Annotated in this window: 8 protein-coding genes; 1 reads left to right on the top strand and 7 read right to left on the bottom strand. The window is 71.4% G+C overall.

The window, feature by feature from the left end; translation table 11 throughout:
- Positions 1 to 163: 163 nt before the first annotated feature.
- The 7 genes from gcl to ACWXWW_RS17465 all read right to left on the bottom strand — a co-directional run bounded on the left by gcl (position 164) and on the right by ACWXWW_RS17465 (position 9058).
- Positions 164 to 1960, bottom strand: a complete 1797-nt coding sequence (gene gcl / locus ACWXWW_RS17495; RefSeq protein WP_455971234.1) for a glyoxylate carboligase — start codon at positions 1958 to 1960, stop codon at positions 164 to 166.
- Between the two features lie 68 nt (positions 1961 to 2028).
- On the bottom strand, positions 2029 to 2916 hold the full coding sequence (locus ACWXWW_RS17490) for a 2-hydroxy-3-oxopropionate reductase (RefSeq protein WP_282979716.1): 888 nt from the start codon (positions 2914 to 2916) through the stop codon (positions 2029 to 2031).
- A gap of 37 nt (positions 2917 to 2953) precedes the next feature.
- Positions 2954 to 3748 carry a hydroxypyruvate isomerase family protein gene (locus ACWXWW_RS17485; RefSeq protein WP_282979717.1) on the bottom strand — a complete coding sequence of 265 codons (795 nt, stop codon included), beginning with the start codon at positions 3746 to 3748 and terminating at the stop codon, positions 2954 to 2956.
- 157 nt (positions 3749 to 3905) lie between these two features.
- Positions 3906 to 4733 (bottom strand): bifunctional allantoicase/(S)-ureidoglycine aminohydrolase, encoded by an 828-nt coding sequence (locus tag ACWXWW_RS17480; RefSeq protein ID WP_455971232.1) that lies wholly within the window; start codon positions 4731 to 4733, stop codon positions 3906 to 3908.
- Between the two features lie 9 nt (positions 4734 to 4742).
- Positions 4743 to 6020, bottom strand: coding sequence for a DUF6986 family protein (locus ACWXWW_RS17475; RefSeq protein ID WP_455971230.1), 1278 nt, complete (start codon positions 6018 to 6020; stop codon positions 4743 to 4745).
- The gene (aceB, locus tag ACWXWW_RS17470) at positions 6017 to 7618 is read right to left on the bottom strand and encodes a malate synthase A (protein WP_455971229.1); all 1602 of its coding nucleotides are present in this window, start codon (positions 7616 to 7618) and stop codon (positions 6017 to 6019) included. Before aceB ends, ACWXWW_RS17475 begins: the two co-directional genes overlap by 4 nt.
- Before the next feature lie 15 nt (positions 7619 to 7633).
- A complete protein-coding gene (locus ACWXWW_RS17465) occupies positions 7634 to 9058 on the bottom strand; it encodes a malic enzyme-like NAD(P)-binding protein (RefSeq protein ID WP_455971227.1) in 1425 nt (474 codons plus the stop codon).
- A 146-nt stretch (positions 9059 to 9204) separates the two neighbouring features.
- Between ACWXWW_RS17465 and ACWXWW_RS17460 the strand changes: the two genes are divergently transcribed.
- Complete coding sequence (locus tag ACWXWW_RS17460) at positions 9205 to 9963, top strand: IclR family transcriptional regulator (RefSeq protein WP_324014201.1); 759 nt, start codon at positions 9205 to 9207, stop codon at positions 9961 to 9963.
- The last annotated feature ends 100 nt before the right edge of the window (positions 9964 to 10063 follow it).

The raw sequence follows: 10063 nt of genomic DNA, 5'->3' as shown, positions 1-10063 counted from the left end.
CCCTTCTCCTCTTTTGGCGACGGTTGGGGGGTAGCCCTCCGTGTGGGGGAGTTTGTCGGGCGGTCTTTTGGCGCTGGCTTCCGCGACCTGCTCCGCGCTGAGCGACCCCTTGAACTTGTCGGGGGCGATGACGATGCGCACGCGCGTCCTCCGGGCGTCCTGCTCAGGCCGTGACGGCGGCCGGACGCAGCGGGATGGTCGCGGTCGGCGCGTCCTCGGGGCCCTCGGCGAGGTCCTCGAACTCGTTGATCGCGTCGATGCCCGCGGCGCCCATCGAGATGTTGGTGACGCGCTCGAGGATGACCTCGACCACGACCGGCACCTGGTGCTCCTCCATGAGCTTCTTCGCCTGCTCGAACGCGCCCGCGAGGTCGCCCGCTTCGCGCACGCGGATCGCCTTGCAGCCGAGGCCCTCGGCCACCTTGACGTGGTCCACGCCGTAGCCCTCGGTCTCGGGGCTGTTGACGTTGTCGAACGCGAGCGACACGTGGTAGTCCATGTCGAACGCGCGCTGCGCCTGGCGGATGAGGCCCAGGTAGGAGTTGTTCACGAGCACGTGGATGTAGGGCAGCTTGAACTGCGCGCCCACCGCGAGCTCCTCGATGAGGAACTGGAAGTCGTAGTCGCCCGACAGCGCGACGACGGTCTTCGTCGGGTCGGCGGTCACGACGCCGAGCGCCGCGGGCAGCGTCCAGCCGAGGGGTCCGGCCTGACCGCAGTTGATCCAGTGACGCGGGCGGTACACGTGGAGCAGCTGCGCGCCGGCGATCTGCGACAGGCCGATCGTCGAGACGTAGCGGACGTCGCGGCCGAAGGCGGCGTTCATCTCCTGGTACACGCGCTGCGGCTTGATCGGCACGTTGTCGAAGTGCGTCTTGCGCTGCAGCGTCGCCTTGCGCTCCTGCGTCTCGGCGACCCAGGCCAACCGGTCGCGGAGCGACCCGGCCGCCTTGCGCTCGCGGACGAGCTCGAGCAGTCCGCGGATCGCGGCACCCGCGTCCGACACGATGCCGAGGTCGGGCGCGAACACGCGGCCGATCTGCGTGGGCTCGATGTCGATGTGGACGAAGCGGCGGCCCGCACGGTAGACGTCGAGGGCACCCGTGTGGCGGTTCGCCCAGCGGTTGCCGATGCCGATCACGGCGTCGGAGGCGAGCAGGTTCTCGTTGCCGTAGCGGTGCTGGGTCTGCAGGCCCACCATCCCCGCGTGCAGGGCGTGGTCGTCGGGGATGACGCCCCAGCCCATGAGGGTCGGGATGACGGGAAGGCCGAGCTCCTCGGCGAGCGCGACGAAGTCGTCCGACGCGTCGGCGTTGATGATGCCGCCGCCCGCGACGAGCACGGGCTTCTCGGACGACTCGATGAGGTCGAGCACGGCCTCGAGCTGGCCGCGGGTGGCCTCGGGGCGCGCGATCGGCAGCGGCTCGTACAGGTCGATGTCGAACTCGATCTCGGTGAGCTGCACGTCGATCGGGAGGTCGATGAGCACCGGGCCGGGCCGGCCCGAGCGCATGAGGTGGAACGCCTGCTGGAAGACGCCGGGCACCTGGCCGGCCTCGAGCACGGTCTTCGCCATCTTCGTCACGGGAGCCGCGATCGAGGCGATGTCGACCGCCTGGAAGTCCTCCTTGTCGAGCTTGGCGACCGGCGCCTGGCCCGTGATGCAGAGGATCGGGATGGAGTCGGCGGATGCCGAGTACAGGCCCGTGATCATGTCGGTTCCGGCGGGGCCGGACGTTCCGATGCAGATGCCGATGTTGCCCGGCTCGGCACGGGTGTACCCCTCGGCCATGTGGCTCGCCGCCTCGACGTGGCGGGCGAGCACGTGGCGGATGCCGCCGTGGGCGCGCATGGCGGAGTAGAAGGGGTTGATGGCGGCGCCCGGCAGGCCGAAGGCCTGCGTGGCGCCCTCCTTCTCGAGGATGAGCACTGCCGCGTCCACGGCGCGCATCTTGGTCATGATGGTCTCCTGATGGTCTTGTCGCCGCGGGGGCCGAGGCCGCTTCCGCTGCGGGAGGTGGGGTGGGGCTACGCCTTGCTCGCGCGGCCGGAGAGCTCCTCGACGAGGAGGAGGAGGCCCGAGTGGTCGAGCGACCCGTAGCCCTTCTGACGAGCGGCGCCCATGAGCTGGGCGGTGAGGGCGCCGAGCGGGATGTGGACGCCGGCTTCACGGGCGGCGCTCGTGACGATGCCCATGTCCTTGTGGTGGAGGTCGATGCGGAAGCCCGGCTCGAACTCGCGCTTGATCATCGACGCGGCCTTGCGATCGAGGATCCGGTTACCGGCGAGGCCGCCCGCGAGCACCTCGACGGCACTCGTCGTGTCGACGCCGTACGCCTCGAGGAAGACGAGGGCCTCGGCGACGAGCTCGATCGTGCCGGCGACGATGAGCTGGTTGGCCGCCTTGACCGTCTGGCCCGAGCCGGCGGGACCGACGCGGACGATCGTCTTGCCGACCGCCTCGAGCACGGGGCGGACCTCCTCGACGACGGCCTCGTCGCCGCCGATCATGATCGAGAGCACGCCCTCGATCGCCCCGGCCTCTCCGCCGGACACGGGCGCGTCGAGCGCGCGCAGGCCGGCCTCGGCGGCGGCCTCCGCGAGTCGCGCCGAGACGTCGGGCCGGATGCTCGAGAAGTCGATCCAGACGGCGCCCTTCTGCGCGTGGGCGAACACGCCCTCCGAGCCGCCCACGACGGCCTCGACGTCGGCCGAGTCGGGCACCATCGTGGCGACGATGTCGGCGCCGGCGACGGCCTCCGCGATCGACGCGGCACCGGTGCCGCCCGCCTCGACGAGTGCGTCGACGGCGCCCTGGCTGCGGTTGAAGCCCACGACGTCGTGGCCGGCCGAGATGAGGTTCTTCGCCATGGGGAGGCCCATGATGCCGAGTCCGATGAACGCGATCCTGGTCATGATCTGCCTTTCCGAGATGTCTGTGCGGGGGAAGCGGTCAGCTGCGGGCGGCCGCGGCGTCGAGCCAGGCGAACGGGGCGTCGCCCGTGGCCTTGTACTCGAGCCCGATCGGGCCGTCGTAGCCGAGCTCGCGGCTGCGGTCGATCCACTGCTGCAGGGGCAGGTCGCCCGTGCCGGGCTCGCCGCGCCCGGGGGCGTCGGCGATCTGGATGTGGCCGAAGCGCGCCGCGTGCGCCTCGATCACCGCGGCGACGTCGTCGCCGTTGACCGCGAGGTGGTAGAAGTCGGCGAGCAGGCGCACCTCGCCGGCGCTCGCCGGGACGCGGGCGATCACGTCGAGCGCGTCCTGCGCCGTGCGCAGCGGGTAGCGGTCGGCGCCCGAGACGGGCTCGAGCAGCACCGTGCCGCCGATGCGGGCGACGGCGGTCGCCGCGGCGGCGAGGTTCTCGGCGCCGAGCGCGTCCTGCTCCTCGGGCGTCGCGTCGTCCTGGCGGAGGCCGTACAGCGCATTGAAGGCGCGCGTGCCGAGACGCTCGCCGATGCGGGTCACGACGTCGAGGTTGTCGCGGAACTCCTGCGAGCGCGCGGGCCACGAGACGAGGCCGCGGTCGCCGGCGGGCATGTCGCCCGCGAAGAAGTTGAGCCCCGTGAGCTGCACGCCGGCGTCCTCGATCGCGCGGACGAAGGCGTCGACCTCGTCCTGCGCGGGCACGGCCTCGGCGAACGGCCACCAGAACTCGACGGCGTCGAAGCCCGCGGCCTTCGCGGCGGCAGGGCGCTCGGCGATCGGCAGCTCGGTGAGGAGGATCGAGCAGTTCACCGTGTACGTCATCGGACCGGCCTTTCTAGTTTCATAATCCGGAAGATTAGTTCTGATATGTGAAATCTACCGGATGGCCCCGGCGCACGTCAACCCGCAGTCGCCGGCGTCCGGACACAACGATGGCCGGGAACCGCCCCAACGAGGTCCCCGGCCATCGCGCCGTGAGTCAGAGGGTGATCTGACGGTTCACGTCCTTGTAGAGCAGGTACCGGAACACCCCGGGACCGCCCGCGTAGCAGGCCTGCGGGCAGAACGCCCGCAGGGAGAAGTAGTCGCCCGGCTGCAGCTCGACCCAGTCGTCGTTGAGCCGGTAGACCGCGTTGCCCTCGAGGACGAAGATGCCGTGCTCCATGACGTGCGTCTCGAGGAACGGGATCTTCGCACCGGGCTCGAACGTCACGACCGTGATGTGGAAGTCGTAGGCGAGGTCCTCGACGTCGAACAGCCGCGTCGTCCGCCAGGCGCCGTCCGTGCCGGGCATCGGCGCCGGCTCGATCTGCTGCTCGTTCCCCGCGAACGCGCGGGGCTCGAGTCCCTCGACGCGCTCGTAGCGCTTGCGGAACCAGTGGAACTGGGCCGTCTGGCCGCCGTCGTTGCGCAGCGACCAGCGCGCGGCCGGGGGGATGTACGCGAAGCCGCCCGGCGTGAGCTCGTGGCGCTCGCCGTCGACCTCGACCGACACCGACCCGGTGAGGACGAAGACGAAGCCCTCGACCTCGGCCTGGGGCTCGGGCCCGTCGGACCCTCCACCGGGCTCGACCTCGAGCACGAGCTGCGCGAAGGTCGTCGCACCCGATGCGACGGGGCGGTTGAGGATCCAGGCGCGGGTGCCGCGCCATTCGGGCAGCACGCTGGCGACGATGTCGCGCATGACGCTGCGCGGGATGACGGTGTACGCCTCCGTGACGATCGCGGCCGACCCGAGGGAGTCGGTCTGCGGCGGCAGCGTGGGATCGATCGTCGCGTAGTCGTAGGTGGGGGTGGTGATGGGCATGGGGTCCTCTCAGGCGCGGCGGGGGTGGGCCGGGGCGACGAGCGCCTGCTCGTCGATGCCCACGCGCTCGCGCAGCTCTTCGGAAGTGACGGCTCCGGACTGGACGCCGCGGACGAGGAATCCGGCGAGCGCTCGCGCGGTCGCGGGCTCGTCGAGGAAGCCGCCCGAGTTCTGCTCGACGTAGTCGCGCAGACGCGTGGCGACGCCGCCCAGGCCGTCGCGGAAGAACGCGTAGCTGGCGATGAAGCGGCTCGGCAGGTGCGCGGGATGCAGATCCCAGCCCTGGTAGTACGCGCGCTCGAGCGAGCGGCGGACGAGCCGCGCGTGCAGACGCCACGCGTCGCGCACGCGCTCGGGGTCGCCCGTCGGCACGACGTTCGTCGAGCCGTCGCTGAGGCGGACGCCCGTGCCGGCCACCGCGACCTGCATCACGGCCTTCGCGTGATCCGCCGCCGGGTGCTCCATCGACTGGTACGCCGCGGAGACCCCGAGCGATGCGGAGTAGTCGTACGTGCCGTAGTGGAGGCCGGTGATCCTCCCCTTGCCGGCGTGGATCAGCGTCGCGACGGGCGCGGTGCCGTCAGCGGCGAGGATGAGCTGCGGGGTCTCCACCTGCACCTCGAACCCGAGGCGGCCGGGGACGAGCCCCAGACGCTCCTCGATGCGCTCGAGGAGCGAGACCATCGTGCGCACCTGGTCGACCGTCGTCACCTTGGGCAGCGTGAGGACGAGCCCCTCGGGGAGCTCGCCGCGCGCCGCGAGGGCCGTCAGGAACAGGTCGAGCGTGCGGATGCCGCGACGCCGCGTCGGGGCTTCGAAGCACTTGAAGCGGATGCCCGCGAACGGCGGCGCGGTGCCGGCGGCGACGTCGTCGGCGAGCGCCTCCGCCGCGGCGACCACGGCGGCGTCCTCCTGCTCGTCGCCGCGGTCGCCGAAGCCGTCCTCGAAGTCGATCCGGAGATCCTCGATCGGCTCGGTGCGCAGCTTCGCCGAGACGCGCTCGACGATGACGTCGGCCTCCGCGTCTCCGACGAGGTCGAACACGAGAGCGCCGAGCCCGCCCGCTGCCTCGACGGCCTCCAGCGCCGCGGCGCCCCACTCCCCCGCGAGCCCGGGCCGGTAGAGGTGGCCGGGGACGTAGACGGTGTGGATCGGCTGGCGCGCGCCCGTGTCGCCGGGATAGCTCTCGACGAGCAGCCGGTCGGTCGCGGCGAGCGCGGCGTCGGCCTCGGCGTAGTCCGACTCGCCGAGCGATCCGGCCACCTCGACCGCGCGAGCGGCCGTCATCGTGCCACGACCTCGTCGTAGGCGCCGTTGGTCAGGAAGTCGGCGTACTCCTCGGAGAGCACGATGTCGCGCACGAGCCGCGAGGCCGGCACGTAGAGCCGCTCGAAGTCGTCGCCGGGCACCTCGCCGCGCAGGCGCTCGACCTCCTCGTCCAGGATGCGCTCGACGAGATCGCGCGTGACGGTCTCGCCCGAGTCGAGCGTGACGCCGTTGCGGATCTGCTGCCACACCTGCGAGCGGGAGATCTCCGCGGTCGCCGCGTCCTCCATGAGGTTGTGGATCGCGACCGCGCCGTTGCCTCCGAGCCAGGCGGCCGTGTACGCGACCGCGACGTAGAGGTTGAGGCGGAGGCCGTCGAGCGTCGCCGTGCCGCCCGCCGAGCGGACGTCGAGGAGCTCGGGGCCCTCGATGCGCACGTCGGGGCGCTGGCGGTCGATCTGATTCGGCCGCTCGCCGAGCACCTCGTCGAACACCTCGCGGCACACGGGCACGAGGTCGGGGTGCGCGACCCACGAGCCGTCGAAGCCGTCGTTCGCCTCGCGCAGCTTGTCGGCGCGGACCTTCGCGATGGCCTGCTCGGTCACCTCGGGCTCGCGGCGGTTCGGGATGAACGCGGCCATGCCGCCCATCGCGAACGCGCCGCGCTTGTGGCACGTCTGCACGAGCAGCTCGGTGTACGCGCGCATGAAGGGCGCGGTCATCTGCACCTGCGCGCGGTCGGGCAGGGTGAACGCCTCCCCCGCGTCGCGGAAGTTCTTGATGATGCTGAACAGGTAGTCCCAGCGCCCGGCGTTGAGACCCGACGCGTGCGGTCGCAGCTCGTAGAGGATCTCGTCCATCTCGAACGCGGCCGTGATCGTCTCGATGAGCACCGTGGCGCGGATGGTGCCGGGCTCGATCCCGAGGGCGTCCTCGGCGTACGTGAAGACGTCGTTCCACAGGCGCGCCTCGAGGTGGCTCTCCATCTTCGGGAGGTAGTAGAACGGCCCCTGCCCTGCGTCGGCGAGGGTGCGGGCGTTGTGGAAGAAGTGGAGTCCGAAGTCGACGAGCGCGCCGACCGCGCTCTCGCCGTCCCAGCGCACGTTGTGCTCCGGCAGGTGCCACCCGCGGGGGCGGACCACGACGACCGCGAGCGGCGCGTCCGTCCGCAGCGCGTACGCACGGCCGTCGGGAGCGGTGTAGGAGAGCGAGCCGCGGGCGGCGTCCTTCAGGTTGACCTGCGCGTCGACGACGTTGTGCCACGTCGGCGCCGACGCGTCCTCGAGGTCGGCGAGCCACACCTTGGCCCCCGAGTTGAGGGCGTTGATCGCCATCTTCGCGGGGCTCGCGGGGCCCGTGATCTCGACACGGCGGTCGCGGATGGCGGCGGGCGGCTCGGGCACGCGCCAGTCGCCGGCGCGCACGTCGGCCGTCTCCGGCAGGAAGCCGAGGGTGTGCGTGCGGGCGATCTCGTCGCGTCGCTCGCGGCGGCGGTCGAGCAGCTGCGGCACACGCGCGGCGAAGCGCTCGTGGAGCGCGTCGACGAAGGCGAGCGCCTCGGGGGTGAGGATCTCCTCGGCGCGCGCGACCGGCGCCGGGTCGGTGATCTGGATCGACATGATGGTACTCCTCTCCTAGTGCGCCGCGGCGGCGACGGGCTCGTGTGCGCGCTCGCGGTCGCGCTCGGCGACGGCGACGATGGCGTCGGCCACATCGCGCGCGACGTCGCGGTCGAACACGCTGGGGATGATGTAGCTCTCGTTGAGCTCCTCGTCGGAGACGTTGCGGCTGATGGCCTCCGCCGCCGCGACGAGCATCTCGGTCGTCACGTCGTTGACGCCCGCGTCGAGCAGCCCGCGGAACACTCCGGGGAACGCGAGCACGTTGTTGATCTGGTTCGGGTAGTCGCTGCGGCCCGTGGCGACCACGGACGCGTGCCGTCCGGCGAGGACCGGATCGATCTCCGGGTCGGGGTTGGCGAGGGCGAAGACGATCGAGCGCGGCGCCATCGTCGCGACCGCCTCCTCGGTGAGCACATCCGGCGCGCTGACGCCGATGAAGACGTCGGCGCCGGCGACCGCCTCGGTGAGCGAGCCGGTGAGGCCCTGCTGGTTCGTGTTCTCCGCGATCCAGCGGCGGTGCTCGTCGGCGTACTCCTCGCCGCGCGAGATGACGCCCGAGCGGCCGGCCGCCACAATGCGGCGCACGCCGGCGGCGAGGAGGAGCTGGATGATCGCGTGGCCGGCGGCGCCGACGCCCGAGACGACGACCTCGATGTCCTCGATGCGCTTGTCGACGACGCGCAGCGCGTTGTTGAGCGCCGCGAGCACGACGATCGCCGTGCCGTGCTGGTCGTCGTGGAAGACGGGGATGTCGAGCTCCTCGCGCAGGCGGGCCTCGATCTCGAAGCATCGAGGAGCGGCGATGTCCTCGAGGTTCACGCCGCCGTAGACGGGAGCGATCGCCTTGACGATCTTGACGATCTCGTCGGTGTCCTGCGTGTCGATGCACACGGGCCAGGCGTCGACGTCGGCGAACTGCTTGAACAGGGCCGCCTTGCCCTCCATGACCGGCAGCGCGGCCGAGGGGCCGATGTTGCCCAGGCCGAGCACAGCCGATCCGTCGGTGACGACCGCGATCGTGTTGCGCTTGACCGTGAGGTTGCGGGCGAGCTTCTCGTCATCGGCGATGGCGAGGCAGACGCGCGCGACACCCGGCGTGTAGGCGCGGGACAGGTCGTCGCGGTTGCGCAGCTCGACCTTGGGCACGACCTCGAGCTTGCCGCCCAGGTGGATGAGGAACGTGCGGTCGCTCACGTGCTCGACCGCGACGCCCTCGATCGCGCGGATCGCGTCGGCGACCTGGTCGGCGTGATCGGGCGACGAGGTGTTGGCGGTCACGTCGACGACCATGCGGTCGGCGTGCGACTCGACGACATCGAGCGCGGTCACCTGAGCTCCCGCGGCGCCGACCGCGGCGGCGAGCTCGCTCGTGACCTGGTAGCTCGAGGGCGCCTGGACGCGGACGGTGATCGAATACCCGGGGCTCGGGTTGGCCATAGGATCCTCCTTGATCGGCGGGGCCCGCACGTCGATTGTGCGGACTCGGAGACGAGAGCCGTTTTTCCACGAAGTGGAGTTTTGCTTCTGCCTTGTGGAATGATTGTAGAACGAAGTGCGGACCGGCCGCAACTGGAGGAGATCCCATGACCGAACGCACCACAGGCGGCGTGCAGTCCGTCGAGCGCGCCTTCGAGCTGCTCGACCTCATGGCGGACGCGGGCGGCACGCAGACGCTGTCGGAGCTCGCGAACCGCACGGAGCTGCCGCCGCCGACCATCCACCGCCTCCTGCGCACGCTCGTGGGGCGCGGGTACGTCCGCCAGCTGCCCAACCGCCGCTACGCGCTCGGGCCCCGCCTCATCCGCCTCGGCGACGGTGCCAACCGCCAGCTCGGGCAGATCGCGGAGCCGTACCTCGCCGACCTCGTCGGCCGGCTGCAGGAGACCGCCAACCTCGCGGTGCTCGACGGCGACATGGTCCTGTACGTCGCGCAGGTGCCGTCGCCGCACTCGGTGCGGATGTTCACCGAGATCGGGCGACGCGCCCACACGCACGACACGGGCGTGGGCAAGGCGATCCTGTCGCAGCTCGACGAGCCGACCGTGCGGTCGATCGTGTCGCGGGTCGGGATGCCCCGCGCGACCGAGCACAGCATCGGCGACCCCGAGGAGCTCGTCTCGCACCTGTCGCTCATCCGCGAGCGCGGCTACTCGATCGATGACAACGAGCAGGAGATCGGCGTGCGCTGCTACGCCGTGCCGATCCCGAACGCCCCCACGCCGACGGCCGTCTCGGTCTCCGGCCCGCAGACCCGGGTCGACGAGGCGTTCGGCGAGCGCGCCGTGCCGCTCCTCCTCGAGGCCGCGGAGGCCATCAGCCGGGAGATGAACCGCACGGTCTGAAACCGCGCACCCGGAAGCGGGGGGGGGGGGGGGGGGGGGGGGAAACAAAAGACCGCGCTCTCTCGACACATACAACCAACACCCAGCCCCACGCTGGTGG

Source organism: Microbacterium sp. KNMS, from assembly GCF_053851835.1.
The sequence above is the reverse complement of the archived record's forward strand: the minus strand, read 5'-3'. Positions and strand labels throughout refer to the sequence as shown.